Consider the following 15,679-nt stretch of genomic DNA (forward strand, 5'->3'; position numbering starts at 1 on the left):
GCGTACGGTCTAGCGGCCCTTGGCGGCGCGCTTGGACGCCTTCAGGGGGTTGACCTTGGCAGCGGCGGCGACCTGCACCTTCACATGGGTAGCGAAGTTGCAGCGGCCACCGGCCCACTTGCTGGCGGGGCTGGCATAGCTGGAGCAGAAGTTCTCGCCTTCGAACTCGCGGATGCGATCACAGCCTTCGCACTTGTCAATGACGGGGGAAACCACAAAACCGTTCACAACCACGCCTTCGGCGGTTTTCACGGCATTAAGCAGAGCAGCCATAACGATACCTCCATGCGCCGAAGCGCTTTCGTTTCAGTCTGAATGGGGCACTATAGACCAAAAAATATTACTGTCAAGCCCCCCCGTGCGGGCGATCCCCGGCGGGAGCCCCGCCTCAGGCGACGCGTTCGGGCAGGCCCAGGCGGCGCAGCACGAAGCGGCGCAGGTCGCGGATCTCGCGGCAGAGGGCCGCATAGTCGAAACGGCTGTAGCGGCCGTCGCGGTACAGCACCTCGCCGGCGACCATGGTCAGCGCCACTTCCATGCCCGTGGCCGCGTAGACGGCATGGGAAGCCGCGTTGAACAGGGGCTGCATGTTGGGCGCGGACAGGTCCAGGGCGATGCAGTCCGCGGGGCGTCCCACGGCCAGGATGCCGCTCCCGCTGCCCGTGGCCGCCGCGCCGCCGCGCGTGGCCATGTCCAGCACCAGGGGGGCGGGCATGGCTTCGGGATCGCCCGACACCTTGTGCAGCAGGGCGGCGCGCCCCATCTCGGTGAACATGTTGAGGCGGTTGTTGCTGGCCGCGCCGTCACTGCCCAGGGCCAGGCGGACACCGGCGGCGTGCATGGCGGGCACCGGCGAGATGCCGGAAGCCAGCTTCATGTTGGAGGACGGGTTGTGCACCACGTCCACGCCGCTCCGGGCCAGCAGGCCGATCTCGCCGGCGTCCACGTCCACCACATGGGCCAGGATGGTCCCCGGCCGCAGCAGGCCCATGTTCCGGGCATAGGCCACGGGCCGCAGCCCGTGCTGCTCCAGGCTCAGGGCCGTTTCCTGCCGGGTCTCGGCCAGATGGATGTGCAGGGGCAGGCCGAGCTCGTCGGCCAGGTCGCGGCAGGCAGCCAGCTGCGCCGCGGTGGTGGTGTAGACGCTGTGCGGCATGACGGCCACCTTCAGGCGTTCGTGCCCGGCCCAGCGCGCCGCCATCTGCCGCGTGCGTTCCAGGGCCGCGGCGGCGTCGGGGCAGCAGGCCGAGGGGAAGGCGAACACGCCCTCGCCGGCCAGGCAGCGCAGGCCGGCCTGATCCGCGGCCTCCAGCACGGAGGTCTCGAAGATGTACATGTCCACACAGGCCGTGGTGCCGGTACGCAGCATCTCCGCGAAGCCCAGCAGGCTGCCCATGCGTACCAGCTCGGGCGTCAGGCACTGTTCCACGGGAAAGATCTTCTGCTGCAGCCAGTCCATGAGGGGCATGTCGTCGGCCAGGCCGCGCAGAAAGGTCATGGCCGCGTGGGTGTGGGCATTGACGAGGCCGGGCATGACGAGCATGCCGGAAAGGTCGATGACGTCACGTGCCTGCCATGCCGCCGTCACCTCCCGGTGATGCCCGAGGGCGACGATGCGTCCGGCAGCGATGGCCAGAGCGGCGTTTTCAAAAATGTGCCGCTGCTCGTCCTGGGTGAGCAGGATACCGGCATGGAGAAGCGTGTCGCAGGTTTGCATGGATGCTCCTGACAGGTTAAGGTCTGCGGACAGGAAAACAGGCGTAGTTGTATCCTCATGCTCCGGGGAGGGCAAGAATGGACGCTCTGCTGCTGCACGGTCTGGGAGGAGGTCCCGCTGATATGGACGCGCTGGCGGAAGGCCTGTCGGCGCAGGGATGGCGCTGCCATGCGCCCTGCCTTCCGGGCCACGGCGCGGACTGGGAGGATCTTGTCCGCAGCCACTGGCGGCAGTGGAGCGAGGCGGCCCATGCGGCCTATGCCGCTCTTGCCGTGCAGGGCGCGGAGCCGCCCCTCATCGCGGGCTATTCCCTGGGCGGGCTGCTGGCGCTGGATACCCTGGCCTGGGCCGAAAGCCGGGGCCTGCCGGCGCCCCGCTGCCTGCTGGTCTTCGCCGCGCCGCTCTCCTGGGCCTCACGTCCCGGCAGGCTGGGGGAACGCGCCGTGCGCTGGCGGCTGGCCTGGAAGGCCTGGCGGCAGCCTGTGGAGATCTGCTCCCCCCGCAGTGAAGCGGCACGGACGACGGCCCCCTGGCAGGGGCACGAAAGGATCCTCTGCTGGCGGCACCTGACCGAGATCGCCCGGGAGCAGCCCCGCTTGCGCGCCATCCTGCCGCGCTGTGCCGTCCCGCTCTGCTACGCGCAGCTCTGGCACGACAGCAGCTGCCCGCGCCGCAACGCGGTGGAGTGGATCTGTACCGCGTCGCGCATGGCCGAGACCCATGTGCTGCGGACGGCCAGCCGTCACGGCGGGCATCTGCCCCTGGCGCACAGGGAGAGCCGGGACGAGGTGGTGCGCATCGCCTGTGCCTTCGTGCGCAAGGTCCTGGATGCCTAGGGCGGGAGCGTCATGCACGTCCGTTCCGCCGGCCCGGCGGCCCCTTTCCTTTCGTGACGCCCCCCGGGCGGACGCATCCCCCTGTTTGGACGGCCCTTTTCTCCTCTGGCGGGAAGGGCTTGAAAGTTTTTTCACGGCAGGGTATATTGACGCGCTGAAATTTTGTTACACCAGGCATGCCGGGCATCTTGCGCGGCATATCTATATCCCTTTGGAGGTTCGCCTTGTTGTTTGAATCTGTTGCCTTTGCCATGGGCACCCCCCAGGCCGGCGGCGCCGCCCCCAGCGGCGGCGACATGCTGATGCAGTTTGTTCCCCTGATCCTGATGTTCGCCATCTTCTGGTTCCTGCTGATCCGTCCCCAGCAGAAGCGTGCCAAGGCGCACAAGCAGATGCTGGCCGAACTGAAGCGCGGCGACCATGTGATGACCAGCAGTGGCCTGATCGGCCGCATCATGGAGATCAGCGAAGAAGAAGTGGTCATCGAATGCGGTGACGCCAAGCTGCGCATGAGCCGCGGTGCCATCGGCGCCCTGGTCGGCAAGAGCGCTGAAAAGGCTGAAGCCAAGGCCGAAGAAAAGAAGTAGCATCCCGTCCTTGTTCGGAACTTGGTAGTGGTTACGGCGTGGCGTCGTCCTGTGTGCAGGACGGCGCTGCGTCGTGTCGGGCGGTTCCGGCTCCGGCTGGCCGCCTCTTTCCGTTTGTACGGACATCTCCAACAGGTGCGGAAGGTATCCCAAAATGATCGGTTTGCGCTCGCGCTTGGCCGTGGCCCTGCTCGTGTTCGGCCTGTGCCTTGTCTATGCGTTGCCCAGCGTGCCCTATATCGGGACGGCGCTGGAGAACGTCTTGCCATCTAAACAAATCAACCTTGGTCTGGACCTCAAGGGCGGCATCCACCTGACCCTGGGCGTGGACGTGGCCAAGGCTGTCAGCAATTCGCTGGCGCTGGCCGGGCAGGATATCCGCCGCCTTGCCAAGGACGAGAAGATCGTGGTGCTGCATCCCCGCGTGGTGGGCAATGACAAACTGGAATTTGCCCTGCCCCGTGCGGATGACGAAGCCAGGCTGCAGGAGATCCTGCAAAAATATTTCCCCCAGCTCAATGTGGGCGAACCCCGCCGCACGGAAGCCGGCCTGCGTTATGTGGCCGAGTTCCGTCCCGAGGAGATCACGCGCATCGAGGACATGGCCCTGGACCAGGCCCTGCGCACCATCCGTAACCGTATCGACCAGTTCGGCGTGGCCGAGCCCGACATCCGCAAGCAGGAAGGCCACCGCATCCAGGTGCAGCTGCCCGGTCTGTCCGACCCGCGCCGCGCCGTACAGATCCTGGGGCAGACCGCCCATCTGGAATTCCACCTTGTCCGCGATGACGTGGATCCCAACAAGGCCGTGCTGCCCAGCGGCGTCATGGCCCTGCCCCTGCTGGAAAAGGGGCACGACGGCAGCGAGACCGCCTCGCGCCTGATCGCTCTGGAAAAGGACGCCATGCTTTCCGGTGAAGACGTGGCCGACGCCCAGCCCACTTTTGAAAAGAACCGCGCCAGCGTCAGCCTGAGCTTCAACAGCCGCGGCGCGACCCTGTTCGAGAGCATCACCGGCGAGAACGTGGGCCGCCGCATGGCCATCGTGCTGGACGGCAAGGTCTATTCCGCGCCCGTGATCCAGCAGCGCATCGCCGGTGGCCGCGCCGTCATCACCGGCCAGTTCACCACCCAGGAGGCCACGGACCTGGCCATTGTGCTGCGCGCCGGTTCGCTGCCCGCGCCCGTGTCGGTGCTGGAAGAACGCACCGTGGGCCCCTCCCTCGGCCAGGAATCCATCGACAGCGGCATCAACGCCGCCATGGTGGGTGCCGCCGCCGTGGTGGTGTTCATGGCCATCTACTACGGCATGAGCGGCGTCATCGCCGACATCATGCTCTGCTTCACCATGCTCATCGTCATGGCGGGCATGGCCGCTTTCGGTGCCACCCTGACCCTGCCCGGCATCGCCGGCATCGTGCTGACCATCGGTATGGCCGTGGACGCCAACGTGCTGATCTACGAGCGCATACGCGAGGAACTGCATCTGGGGCTCTCGCCGCTGGCGGCCGTCAAGGCCGGTTTCGAGCGCGCCACCATCTCCATCACCGACTCCAACCTGACCACCATCATCGCCACGGTGATCCTGTACCAGTTCGGTACGGGCCCCATCCGCGGCTTCGCGGTCACGCTGTCGCTGGGTATCGTGGCTTCCATGTTCACGGCCATTTTCGTGTCGCGGGCCATTTTTGAATACTGGGCGCGCAAGTGCGGCCCCAAGGGCATCAGCATCTAGGCTGGCCGGGAGAGAATCATGGCTTTCGCATTCATCAAGCATGATACCAAGATAGATTTCATCGGCAAACGCCACATCGCCTATGCCCTGTCCATCCTGCTGCTGCTGGTGGGCTTGGGCTCGGCCCTGTGGGGCAACGGCCTGCGCATGGGCATCGACTTCGCCGGCGGCGTCATCGTCCAGGTGCAGTTCGCCCAGCCCGTGGAAGACGAGGTCCTGAAAAAGAGCCTGGACATCCCCGAACTGCCGGGCATCAGCACCCAGCGCTTCGGCGATGGCGCGCGCGACTACCTGCTGCGCTTCTCCTCGGCGGAGAACACCGACGCCGCGACCCTGCGCACCAATGTGCTGGCGGCCCTGGCCAAGGCCTTCCCCGACAACACTGTGGAGATCCAGCGCCTGGAGATGGTGGGTCCCAAGGTGGGCGACGACCTGACCAACAAGGCCCTGGGCGCCCTGTACTACGCGACCCTGCTCATCGCCGTCTACATCTCCGGCCGCTTCGAGCAGCGCTGGATGGCCGGCGTGGCCATGGCCGCCGTGCTCTGGGGCGGCATGTATCTGGCCGGCCTCACCGGTCTGGGCATGGGCTGGCTGGTGCTGGTGGCCCTGGCCATCACCCTGGTGGTCTGCTTCGCCCTCAAGCTCAACTTCGCCCTGGGCGCGCTGGTGGGCCTCATGCATGACGTCTTCATCACCGTGGGCCTGCTCTCCATCATGGATGTGGAGATCGACCTCAACGTCATGGCGGCCCTGCTGACCCTGGTGGGCTATTCGCTCAACGACACCATCATCGTCTACGACCGCCTGCGCGAGAACCTGCGGGCCGCGCCCAAGCTGCCCCTGGCCGATCTCATCAACCGCAGCGTCAACCAGACCCTGTCCCGCACCATCCTGACCAGCGGCACCACCTTTGTGGCCACCCTGGCCCTGTTCCTGCTGGGCGGCGGCGTGATCCACGACTTTGCCCTGACCATGCTCATCGGCGTGTTCGTGGGCACGGCTTCGTCCATCTATGTCTCCTCGGCGGTGCTGTTGGCACTGGGCGACACGGCGTTCTATGTGCATCAGCAGGAACGCCCCGTGTACGAGAAGCCCGGCGAACACGGCATCGTGTAGCCGCGGCCGGAAAGGAAACCATGGCCGGGAGGGACTGCCGTCCTTCCCGGCTTTTTTTGTTTCTCTACACGGCAGGGCAGGGGCTTTGCCTGTTTTGTCCGGGAAGCACTGCGCCGTCATCCTCCGGCCCGGACGGAGGGCTTTCCCTGTCCTGTCCGGGAACCACGCCCATGCGGCAGCACCGTCAAGCGTTTCTTTCAGGGGCGCTTTTTTGTGTGACGGTTTCTTGACGCCGCGCAAGAATGTCTTACCTATTGGCAAGAAGACCCGATTGGGGGAGAGCATCATGGCAGTAGAGTACAAGGATTATTACAAACTTCTGGGCGTGGAGCGTTCCGCCGGCGCGGACGAGATCGCCAGAGCCTACAAGAAGCTGGCCCGCAAGTATCACCCGGACCTGAATCCGGGCAACAAGCAGGCCGAAGACAAATTCAAGGACATCAACGAAGCCTACGAAGTGCTCAAGGACCCTGAAAAGCGTCGCATGTACGATCAGCTTGGCCCCAACTGGCAGCATGGCCAGCAGTTCCAGGGAGCGCCGGGCTTTGAAAATATGCACTTCAATTTCAACGGCCAGAACTTCGACGGCACGGGTTTCTCGGACTTTTTCGAGACCCTGTTCGGCGGCCGGGGCGGTCGCGGTGGTCATTTCAGCGGCGATCCTTTCGGCAGTTTCCGCCAGCAGCCGCGTCGCGGCCGCGATGTGGAGGCCGAACTGCCCCTGACGCTGGAAGAAGTGGCCCGCGGCGGCCGCCGCAGCGTGAACCTGCAGACGGCCTTCGGGCCCAAGACGCTGGAAGTGAACGTGCCTTCCGGTATCCGCGAGGGCGCCAAGCTGCGTCTGGGCGGCCAGGGCGAACCGGTTTCCGGCGGCACGCCCGGCGATCTGTTCCTGCGGGTGCGCTACCTGCCGCATGCCGTGTTCAAGGTGGACGGCGACAACCTGCAGTGCGACGTGGTCCTGGCGCCGTGGGAAGCGGTCCTGGGAGCGCGTGTGCCCGTGCCCACCTTGGAAGGCCAGGTGGAGATGAACATCCCCGCCGGTTCCTCCTCCGGGCGCAAGTTCCGCCTGCGCGGCAAGGGGCTCGGTCCGGCACAGCATCGCGGTGACCTGCTGGCGCGGGTGATGATCCGCGTGCCCGAGCAGCCCTCGGAAGAGGAAAAGGCCCTCTGGCGGCAGCTGGCGGAAAGATCGTCCTTCCGGGCCCGCGGCTAGGATGGAGGTTGCGAGATGAACACATCAGACAGGGATGACATGGCCCCGGTGGTCATGGTCTGTGAAGAATTCATGGCAAGTACCGGCATCGCGCCCGAACGCCTGCGCGAACTGCTGGCCCTGGGTTGGCTGGAGAGCCGCACCGGGGAAGATGCCAGACTGTTTTTCCGCGATGCGGACATCTACCGCGTGCGCAAACTGGAACGCATCTGCTGCGATTTCGAGCTGCCCGTGGTGGGCGGCACCATCATCGTGGACCTGCTGGAGCGCATCGACGCCCTGGAACGCAAGGTGCGTGAACTGCAGGATTTCGACGACTGATCCCTCTGTGCCGGGCAGCGCGCGGAGACGGATCCGTGGCGGTGGCCCGCAGCCTTTTCGGCCATACGCCGCCGCCCGGAATCTCCGGGACCTTCGGAGCCATGCTCCGTCCGCCTGTGCAGCCCGCGCACAGTCCTGCATGAGAGAATGATTTTGGTCACCTTCCGCCGTGGGGCGGCCCGCGCTCCGGCCGGGCCCCGTCCATAGCGGCATTGTGGAGGAAGATATGGACATCAACAAATTCACGGAAAAAGCCCGCGAGGCCGTGACCCAGGCGCAGAACATCGCCGTGGGCATGGGCCATCAGGATATCGACGCCGAGCATCTGGCGCTGGCCCTGATCCGTCAGGAACAGGGCATCGTGCCCCGCATCCTGGAGCAGATGGGCGTGCAGACCAGCGCTCTGGCCGTGGCCGTGGAGGAAAAGCTGCGCAAGCGGCCTTCCGTCTCCGGCGGCGGCATGGACCCCAACCGCATCTCCATCACCCAGCGACTGGCCAAGGTGCTGGGCGATGCCGAGAACGAATCCCGGCGCATGAAGGACGAATACGTCAGCGTGGACCACCTGTTCGCCGCGCTGGCCGAGAACGCGCCCGGCACGCCGCTGGGCGAGGTCTTCAAGGAATACAACATCAGCCGCTCCAGCTTCGGCCAGGCCATGGAAAACCTGCGCGGCGGCGCGCGGGTGACCAGCGCCAACCCCGAAGACACGGTGGAGGCCCTGAGCAAGTATGCCCGCGATCTGGTGGAAGCCGCCCGGCAGGGCAAGATGGACCCCGTCATCGGCCGTGACGCCGAGATCCGCCGCGTGGTGCGCATCCTCTCCCGCCGTACCAAGAACAATCCCGTGCTCATCGGCGAGGCCGGGGTGGGCAAGACGGCCATCGTGGAAGGTCTGGCCTTCCGTATCGTCAAGGGCGACGTGCCCGAGGGCCTGCGCGGCCACAAGCTCTTCGCCCTGGACATGGGCGCGCTGATCGCCGGCGCCAAGTACCGCGGCGAGTTCGAGGAACGCCTCAAGGCCGTGCTCACTGAAGTGGAGAAGAGCGAAGGCAAGATCATCCTCTTCATCGACGAGCTGCACACCATCGTGGGCGCGGGCAAGACCGAAGGCTCCATGGACGCGGGCAACCTGCTCAAGCCCATGCTGGCCCGCGGCGAGCTGCACTGCATCGGCGCCACCACCCTGGACGAGTACCGCAAGTACATCGAAAAGGATCCGGCCCTGGAACGCCGTTTCCAGCCCGTGCTGGTGGACGAACCCACGGTGGAGGACGCCATCTCCATCCTGCGCGGCCTGAAGGAACGCTTCGAGGTGCATCACGGCGTGCGCATCAGCGACTCCGCCATCGTGGAGGCCGTGACCCTGTCGCACCGCTATATCACGGACCGCCAGCTGCCGGACAAGGCCATCGACCTCATCGATGAGGCCGCGGCCCTGATCCGCACCGAGATCGACTCCCTGCCGTCCGACCTGGACGAGGTGAACCGCAAGGTCATGCAGCTGGAGATCGAGCGCGAGGCCCTGCGCCGCGAGACCGACGCCGCTTCCCGTGACCGTCTGGAAAAGCTGGAAAGCGAACTGGGCGAGCTGCGGGTGCAGCAGGGCGAGCTGCGGCAGCAGTGGGAAAAGGAAAAGAACGCCATCGACAGCGTGCGCGGCATCAAGGAGAAGATCGAGCAGACCAAGCTGGCCATCGAGCAGGCCGAACGCGCCTATGATCTCAACAAGGCCGCGGAGCTCAAGTATTCCACCCTGCTGGATCTGGAAAAGCAGCTGGCCGAAGCCTCCGGCGCCGCCGGCGGCGACGGGCCGCGCCTGCTCAAGGAAGAAGTGCGCCCCGACGACGTGGCCGAGATCGTGGCCAAGTGGACCGGCATCCCGGTGACCCGGCTCATGGAATCCGAACGCGAAAAACTGCTGCATCTGGCCGACCAGCTGCATCAGCGCGTGGTGGGCCAGGACGAGGCCGTGCAGGCCGTGGCCGACGCCGTGCTGCGCGCCCGTGCCGGTCTGTCCGACCCCGCGCGGCCCACGGGCTCCTTCATCTTCCTGGGCCCCACGGGCGTGGGCAAGACCGAGCTCTGCAAGACCCTGGCCGAAGCCCTGTTCGACACCGAGGACAATATGGTGCGTCTGGACATGAGCGAATACATGGAAAAGCACTCCGTGTCCCGCCTCATCGGCGCGCCTCCAGGATATGTGGGCTATGATGAAGGCGGCCAGCTCACCGAGGCCGTGCGCCGCAAGCCGTACTCCGTGGTGCTGTTCGACGAGATCGAAAAGGCGCACCCCGACGTCTTCAACACCCTGTTGCAGCTGCTGGACGACGGCCGCCTGACCGACAGCCAGGGCCGTACCGTGGACTTCCGCAACTGCATCGTGATCATGACCTCCAACATCGGCTCGCCGCATCTGCTGGATGGCATCGGCAGCGACGGCAGCCTGAAGGAAGGCGCCCGCGAGGCCGTCATGGAAGAACTGCGCCGCCACTTCCGGCCCGAGTTCCTCAACCGCGTGGACGAGACCGTGCTCTTCCTGCCCCTGCGCCGTGACCAGGTGACGCGCATCGTGGACCTGCAGATGGATCGCCTGCGCAAGCGTCTGGAAGAACGCAAGATCACCCTGGGCATCTCGGACGCCGCCCGCGAGTTCATCGCAGGCGAAGCCTACGATCCCGTGTACGGGGCGCGTCCGCTCAAGCGCTATGTGCAGCAGTATGTGGAAACGCCCCTGGCCCGTGAACTGGTCAGCGGCAAGATTCTGGACGGCAGCGCGGTACGTCTTGACGTGGATGGCGAAAAGCTCGTCTTCCGGCAGGTCCTCGCGTGATCTGTCCCCAGGCTTTTAAAGTAAAGGCGGCCCTTCGGGGCCGCCTTTTTCGTGCTCCGCTTCCGGCCCGCTCCCCTGTGGAAGCGGAAAAGTCCGGAAGGCGCCGTGCCGGAAGTTCCCTCCAGGCCCGCGTCCCTTGCTTTCTGGACAATATCCTGATGGAAGACGGCAGCGCCTGCGTCCAGCGCCGTGCCCCGTCGCCGGCAAAGGGGGCGGCAACATAAAACACCCCTGGGCATCCTGCCCTCCGGCGGACCGCGCTGGCCTGTCCATGCCTGATGCCCGTGCATCCTGCCGCCGGGGGACCTGCGTCCGTGCGCCCGTCCCGGACGCCTCTCCCGTCTCGGCATCCTCCAGAGCAAAAGTTTTCGGGGAGGGAAAGGAGGGGCCTTTTCCAAAAGGGTCCTTCCTTCTCGCCCCAGGGGTGTCAACGCTATCCGCAGCTTGTCAAGGGGAAGGAATCGCTCCCCATCCTTATGTCCTTCCATCTTGCCCTTTGCGGGCCGAGGGGCTATTTTCTCCTCATCTTTTTTCCAAGGAGCCCCCATGTTGCAGACAGCCGCCCTTATTCTTGCCGCGGGCAAGGGCACCCGCATGCATTCCGACAAGCCCAAAGTATTGCAGACCGTCCTGGGTGAACCCATGCTGCGCTATGTGCTGGAGGCCGTCCGGCCCGTGTTCGACGGGCGGGTGCTGGTGGTGGTGGGCCATCAGGCGGCCATGGTGGAAGCCGCGTTTCCGGAGGCCGCCTTCGTGCGCCAGGAACAGCAGCTGGGCACGGGCCATGCGCTGATGCAGGCCATGCCGGCGCTGGAAGGCCAGTGCCAGCGGGTGCTGGTGGTCAACGGCGATACGCCCTTGTTGTCCGAGGCCGTGGTGCGCCATTTCGTGGCAGCTTCCGGGGATGCCGATCTGGCCTTTGCCACCATCGAGCTGGATGATCCGGCCGCCTATGGCCGGGTGGTCCGCGGCGCCGACGGTCAGGTGCGCGCCATCGTGGAAGCCAAGGATTACGATCCTGCCGTGTACGGGCCCGAACCGCGCGAGGTCAACGCGGGCATGTACTGCGTGCGCCTGGATCTGGCGGCCCGGCTGCTGCCGCGCATCGGCAATGCCAACAAGAGCGGGGAATACTACATCACCGACCTCATTTCCCTGGCCGTGGCCGAGGGCTGCAAGGTGCAGGGCGTGCGGTGCGGCCGGGACGAAAGCCTGATGGGCGTCAACTCGCCGCTGGAACTTTCCCGCAGTGAGGAGCTGCTGCGTGAGCGCGTGGCGGACGGCCTGCTGCGTTCCGGCGTGATGCTGCATGCGCCCGCCCTGGTGCGCATCAGCCCGCTGGCCACGGTGGAGCCGGGCGCGGAGATCACCGGCCCGTGCGAGATCTACGGCCGCAGCGTCATCCGCAAGGGCGCGCGCATCGACTCCCATTGCGTGCTGCGCGACAGCATCGTGGAAGCGGGCGCGGAAGTGCGCTCCTTCTGCCATTTTGAGAGCGCCCATGTGGGCGGGGCGGCGCTGGTGGGCCCCTACGCGCGCCTGCGGCCCGGCGCCGTGCTGGAGGAAGCCTCGCATGTGGGCAACTTCGTGGAGCTGAAAAAATCCCGTCTGGGCAAGGGCGCCAAGGCCAACCATCTGACCTATCTGGGGGATTCCGAGATCGGCGCCGGGACCAATATCGGCGCGGGCACCATCACCTGCAACTATGACGGCAAGCACAAGTTCAAGACCACCATCGGCGAGCATGCCTTCATCGGCAGCAATACGGCCCTGGTAGCGCCTGTGCGCGTGGGTGACGGCGCCCTGATCGGCGCGGGCTCCGTCATCACCAAGGACGTCCCGGACGGCGAGATGGGGATCGCGCGGGGCCGGCAGAAGAACCTGCCGCGCAAGCCGCTGTAGCCGTTTGGCATGAAAAACAGAGCGGGGGAAGGCGGGCGGCCTTCCCCTTTCTGCTGGTCGTCCAGAAAAGATTTTTCTTTTCCGCAAGAGAGGATTTTATATTAATAGTCAATAAATACAATAAATTATGATTGCATAAAATCGTGATCCCGGCCGGAGGCCGCCTTGCCATCGGCATGGGGCGGTGTTATACCCAAAACCATGGAAGCACTAGAGCAACTCGAAACGCAGGTACTGGCCCTTCTGGAACAGAAAGCCCAACTTCTGGCGGAGACACGTCGTCTCCATTCCGAGCTTGAGGCCACTATCGCCGCGAAAATGTCTTTGGAAGAGGAAAACCGCCAACTGCGCGAGGACCTGAACAAAGAAGAGCAGGTGCGAAGCGATGCCATCAATCGCATGGATGCTCTGCTGAGACTTATTCAGGAGCATGCGAGCGCCGAGTAGGTTCGTGAGTGAGTCAGGAACACTATAACCTTACCGTCCTGGGTACCGCGGTCTCCTTTCGGCATAGTGCCGATCTGGAACGGGTGCGCGAGGCCATCGCCCTTGTGGAAGGACGGTTTGCAGACCAGAAACTGAGGTCACACGGCATGCAGAGCAAGGATATTCTGCTGACGGTACTGGCTCTTGGTCTGGCGGATGATTTGTTGCAATCGCAAAAAAAGCTGGACGATGTGCAGAATCGCATCGAAGCCATGCTTTCAAAGATAGAAGAGTCCGTTTAAGTCATCAATGACAGCATATTTCCCTGGAGTGTGCGTGATTTATGACTCGGTGCTGACCTTACAAGCATAAAAAAGGGAGCTGTCTCTGCTTTTTGTGAGCACGCCCGCTTGCGGGAAGCCTGAGAAAAGTACACGGCCCCCACCTGGGAGACCAGGTTCTGCATCGAAGTCATGACACGGCGCTCTGGGGATTTTTCTGTCCCGTGCCGTACTCCTTGCACGCTTCGGCGTGGTCTTTGCCTGCAGCCATCCTGATGCCGTTTTACGGTCAGAAGCCAGCCCTCCGCCCTGTGGACCTCGAGCGGAGGCTGGCTTCCGCTGTTTATGTTGCCGGGGGATCCCCGTTGATTATAGAGGATGGTTATGGATTTCATGGATATCTTATGGCTGGCCCTTGCCGCTGTGGCCGGGCTGCTGGCCGGTGCCCTGGTGTACAAAAGCGTGACCACCAAGCGCATCGGCGATGCTGACGAGCTGGCCAAACGCATCGTGGAAGAAGCGCGCAAGGAGGCCCAGGCGCAGAAAAAGGAAATACTCATCCAGGGGCAGGATGACCTTTTCAACCAGAAGCGCGAACTGGAAAACGAATTCAAGGAGCGCGAACGCGAAGTCAAGCTGCGTGAGCGCAAGCTGGAGGAAATGGGCAGCCGGCTGGAAGAAAAGCTGGAAAAGGCCACGGCCAAGGAGCACGAGCTGCTGGCTACGGAAAAGGATCTGGCCCGCAAGGAACGCCAGCTGGCCGAGTCGGAAGAGTTCTTGCAGACCCGTATCGACGAGCAGGAACAGCGCCTTTCCGAGATCGCCGGCCTGACGGCGGAAGAAGCCAAAGCCCGGCTCTTTGCCGAGGTGGAGGCCAAGACCCGCCACGAATCGGCCAAGATGATCCGCCAGATCGAGACGGAAGCCAAGGAGACCGCTGACCGCAAGGCCAAGGAGATCCTCTGCAATGTCATCCAGCGCTATGCCGGGGATTACGTCAACGAGCAGACGGTCACGGCCGTGACCCTGCCCAGCGAAGACATGAAGGGCCGGATCATCGGTCGCGAAGGCCGCAACATCCGTGCGCTGGAAGCCGCCACCGGCGTGGATCTCATCATCGACGACACTCCGGAGACCGTGATCCTCTCCGCCTATAGCCCCCTGCGGCGTCAGGTGGCCAAGATGGCCCTGGAACGCCTGATCCAGGATGGTCGCATCCATCCCGCACGCATCGAGGATATCGTGCAGAAATGCGAGCAGGAACTGGACGCCCAGGTGCGCGAAGTGGGCGAGCAGGCGACCTTCGATGCCGGTGTCCACGGCATCCATCCCGAGATCATCCGTCTGCTGGGCCAGCTGCGTTACCGCACCTCCTTCACCCAGAACGTGCTGCAGCACTCCCTTGAGGTCTCGGCCCTGTGCGGCATGATGGCTGCGGAGCTGGGCATGGACGTCAAAAAGGCCAAACGCGCCGGCCTGCTGCATGATATCGGCAAGGCCGTGGACCACGAGGTCGAAGGGCCCCACGCGCTCATCGGCGCCGACATCGCCAAAAAATACAATGAAGGCAAGGATATCATCCATGCCATCGCCGCCCACCACGAAGATCAGCGTCCGTCCACGGCGCTGGCGGTGCTGGTGCAGGCTGCGGACTCCATTTCTGGCGCTCGTCCCGGCGCGCGCAAGGAGCTGCTGGAAAATTACGTCAAACGTCTGGAAGAACTGGAAGGCATCGCCACCAGCTTTGAAGGCGTCTCCAAGGCCTATGCCATCCAGGCTGGTCGCGAGATCCGCGTCATGGTCAACCCGGACAATGTGGACGACGATGCCACCTATCTGCTGTGCAAGGATATTGCCGAGAAGATAGAAAAGAACCTGACCTATCCGGGGCAGATCCGTGTGACGGTCATCCGCGAACGTCGCGCCATGGGTTTTGCCAAATAGTGCCAGCGGAAGCAGCGAGGAAAGAAAGGCGGTCATGGCGTGGCCGCCTTTCTTTTTTGTATGAAACGAAAACCTCCCGCTAGGCGGGAGGTTCAAAAAAGCCTAAAGCTTTGCATAGGTTATAAAAACTCCTTTTGATTTGCTATCATTGGACTGCGGTCTGGCAACTGCAACCATGAAGCAAACCAAAAGGAGGTCACTATGGGTGACATCAAGAGTTTAGCTCATACCAAATGGAACTGCAAATATCATGTAGTATTTGCTCCAAAATATCGGCGGCAAGTGTTCTATGGCGAGAAAAAACGTGCCATAGGGGAGATCTTACGCAAGTTATGTGAATGGAAGGAAGTAAATATTATCGAGGCAGAATGCTGTCCCAATCATATACATATGCTGGTTGAAATTCCTCAAAAAATGAGTGTTTCCGGATTCATGGACTATTTGAAGGGAAAAAGTAGCCTGATGATATACGAGCAATTTGGAGATTTACGATTTAAATATCGCAACCGTTAATTCTGGTGTCGTGGATATTATGTGGATACGGCAGGCAAAAATGCAGCTAAAATTCGTGATTATATCCAAAAACAACTGGATGAAGACAAGCTGGGAACACGGCTGAGTCTCCCGTACGCCGGTAGCCCGTTTACGGGCCGCAAGTAACAAAAATGCAGATGTCAGACCGCTATGCGCCTGCTAGGGCGCGGCTGGTAAAAAAGCCTTACAGGCGCATATGAAGAACCACCGGCTTTGCCGGTGGGTTCC

At 63.5% G+C, this 15,679-nt stretch carries 13 protein-coding genes, 1 other RNA gene and 1 pseudogene; 13 read left to right on the forward strand and 2 right to left on the reverse strand.

Annotated features, from left to right (window positions below; translation table 11 throughout):
• Positions 1–9: 9 nt before the first annotated feature.
• Positions 10–273 (reverse strand): PxxKW family cysteine-rich protein, encoded by a 264-nt coding sequence (locus Q1X76_RS02960; RefSeq protein ID WP_300718052.1) that lies wholly within the window; start codon positions 271–273, stop codon positions 10–12.
• 115 nt (positions 274–388) lie between these two features.
• Complete coding sequence (locus tag Q1X76_RS02965; RefSeq protein ID WP_300718054.1) at positions 389–1,717, reverse strand: amidohydrolase; 1,329 nt, start codon at positions 1,715–1,717, stop codon at positions 389–391.
• A 77-nt stretch (positions 1,718–1,794) separates the two neighbouring features.
• Here Q1X76_RS02965 and Q1X76_RS02970 point away from each other — a divergent pair, with 77 nt between their 5' ends.
• The 13 genes and pseudogenes from Q1X76_RS02970 to tnpA all read left to right on the forward strand — a co-directional run bounded on the left by Q1X76_RS02970 (position 1,795) and on the right by tnpA (position 15,577).
• Positions 1,795–2,553 (forward strand): alpha/beta fold hydrolase, encoded by a 759-nt coding sequence (locus tag Q1X76_RS02970; protein ID WP_300718055.1) that lies wholly within the window; start codon positions 1,795–1,797, stop codon positions 2,551–2,553.
• A 251-nt stretch (positions 2,554–2,804) separates the two neighbouring features.
• Positions 2,805–3,140, forward strand: coding sequence for a preprotein translocase subunit YajC (yajC, locus tag Q1X76_RS02975; protein WP_300718064.1), 336 nt, complete (start codon positions 2,805–2,807; stop codon positions 3,138–3,140).
• A 154-nt stretch (positions 3,141–3,294) separates the two neighbouring features.
• Positions 3,295–4,875: a protein translocase subunit SecD gene (secD, locus tag Q1X76_RS02980; RefSeq protein ID WP_300718056.1), complete on the forward strand. Its 1,581-nt coding sequence runs from the start codon at positions 3,295–3,297 to the stop codon at positions 4,873–4,875.
• An 18-nt stretch (positions 4,876–4,893) separates the two neighbouring features.
• Positions 4,894–5,994 carry a protein translocase subunit SecF gene (gene secF, locus Q1X76_RS02985; RefSeq protein ID WP_300718057.1) on the forward strand — a complete coding sequence of 367 codons (1,101 nt, stop codon included), beginning with the start codon at positions 4,894–4,896 and terminating at the stop codon, positions 5,992–5,994.
• 286 nt (positions 5,995–6,280) lie between these two features.
• Positions 6,281–7,210, forward strand: coding sequence for a J domain-containing protein (locus tag Q1X76_RS02990; RefSeq protein WP_300718058.1), 930 nt, complete (start codon positions 6,281–6,283; stop codon positions 7,208–7,210).
• 15 nt (positions 7,211–7,225) lie between these two features.
• Positions 7,226–7,531: a chaperone modulator CbpM gene (locus tag Q1X76_RS02995; RefSeq protein WP_300718059.1), complete on the forward strand. Its 306-nt coding sequence runs from the start codon at positions 7,226–7,228 to the stop codon at positions 7,529–7,531.
• Positions 7,532–7,757: 226 nt separating this feature from the next.
• The gene (gene clpB, locus Q1X76_RS03000; RefSeq protein ID WP_300718060.1) at positions 7,758–10,364 is read left to right on the forward strand and encodes an ATP-dependent chaperone ClpB; all 2,607 of its coding nucleotides are present in this window, start codon (positions 7,758–7,760) and stop codon (positions 10,362–10,364) included.
• Between the two features lie 546 nt (positions 10,365–10,910).
• Positions 10,911–12,266, forward strand: a complete 1,356-nt coding sequence (glmU, locus tag Q1X76_RS03005) for a bifunctional UDP-N-acetylglucosamine diphosphorylase/glucosamine-1-phosphate N-acetyltransferase GlmU (protein WP_300718061.1) — start codon at positions 10,911–10,913, stop codon at positions 12,264–12,266.
• A 201-nt stretch (positions 12,267–12,467) separates the two neighbouring features.
• The gene (locus Q1X76_RS03010; protein WP_300718062.1) at positions 12,468–12,713 is read left to right on the forward strand and encodes a cell division protein ZapB; all 246 of its coding nucleotides are present in this window, start codon (positions 12,468–12,470) and stop codon (positions 12,711–12,713) included.
• 8 nt (positions 12,714–12,721) lie between these two features.
• Positions 12,722–12,994, forward strand: coding sequence for a cell division protein ZapA (zapA, locus tag Q1X76_RS03015; RefSeq protein ID WP_300718063.1), 273 nt, complete (start codon positions 12,722–12,724; stop codon positions 12,992–12,994).
• Between the two features lie 17 nt (positions 12,995–13,011).
• Positions 13,012–13,189: non-coding RNA, 6S RNA (gene ssrS / locus Q1X76_RS03020), on the forward strand.
• 177 nt (positions 13,190–13,366) lie between these two features.
• Positions 13,367–14,917 carry a ribonuclease Y gene (rny, locus tag Q1X76_RS03025; RefSeq protein WP_300718065.1) on the forward strand — a complete coding sequence of 517 codons (1,551 nt, stop codon included), beginning with the start codon at positions 13,367–13,369 and terminating at the stop codon, positions 14,915–14,917.
• Positions 14,918–15,118: 201 nt separating this feature from the next.
• A pseudogene (tnpA, locus tag Q1X76_RS03030) lies at positions 15,119–15,577 on the forward strand (IS200/IS605 family transposase).
• Positions 15,578–15,679: the final 102 nt, after the last annotated feature.

The organism is uncultured Desulfovibrio sp. (genome assembly GCF_949282365.1).
GTDB lineage: Bacteria > Desulfobacterota > Desulfovibrionia > Desulfovibrionales > Desulfovibrionaceae > Desulfovibrio.

Coding starts and splice junctions, on each gene's coding strand:
- secD (WP_300718056.1), top strand. CDS start 3,295: ATGATCGGTTTGCGCTCGCGCTTGGCCGTGGCCCTGCTCGTGTTCGGC.
- yajC (WP_300718064.1), top strand. CDS start 2,805: ATGGGCACCCCCCAGGCCGGCGGCGCCGCCCCCAGCGGCGGCGACATG.
- Q1X76_RS02970 (WP_300718055.1), top strand. CDS start 1,795: ATGGACGCTCTGCTGCTGCACGGTCTGGGAGGAGGTCCCGCTGATATG.
- Q1X76_RS03010 (WP_300718062.1), top strand. CDS start 12,468: ATGGAAGCACTAGAGCAACTCGAAACGCAGGTACTGGCCCTTCTGGAA.
- Q1X76_RS02995 (WP_300718059.1), top strand. CDS start 7,226: ATGAACACATCAGACAGGGATGACATGGCCCCGGTGGTCATGGTCTGT.
- secF (WP_300718057.1), top strand. CDS start 4,894: ATGGCTTTCGCATTCATCAAGCATGATACCAAGATAGATTTCATCGGC.
- Q1X76_RS02965 (WP_300718054.1), bottom strand. CDS start 1,717: ATGCAAACCTGCGACACGCTTCTCCATGCCGGTATCCTGCTCACCCAG.
- Q1X76_RS02990 (WP_300718058.1), top strand. CDS start 6,281: ATGGCAGTAGAGTACAAGGATTATTACAAACTTCTGGGCGTGGAGCGT.
- rny (WP_300718065.1), top strand. CDS start 13,367: ATGGATATCTTATGGCTGGCCCTTGCCGCTGTGGCCGGGCTGCTGGCC.
- Q1X76_RS02960 (WP_300718052.1), bottom strand. CDS start 273: ATGGCTGCTCTGCTTAATGCCGTGAAAACCGCCGAAGGCGTGGTTGTG.
- glmU (WP_300718061.1), top strand. CDS start 10,911: ATGTTGCAGACAGCCGCCCTTATTCTTGCCGCGGGCAAGGGCACCCGC.
- clpB (WP_300718060.1), top strand. CDS start 7,758: ATGGACATCAACAAATTCACGGAAAAAGCCCGCGAGGCCGTGACCCAG.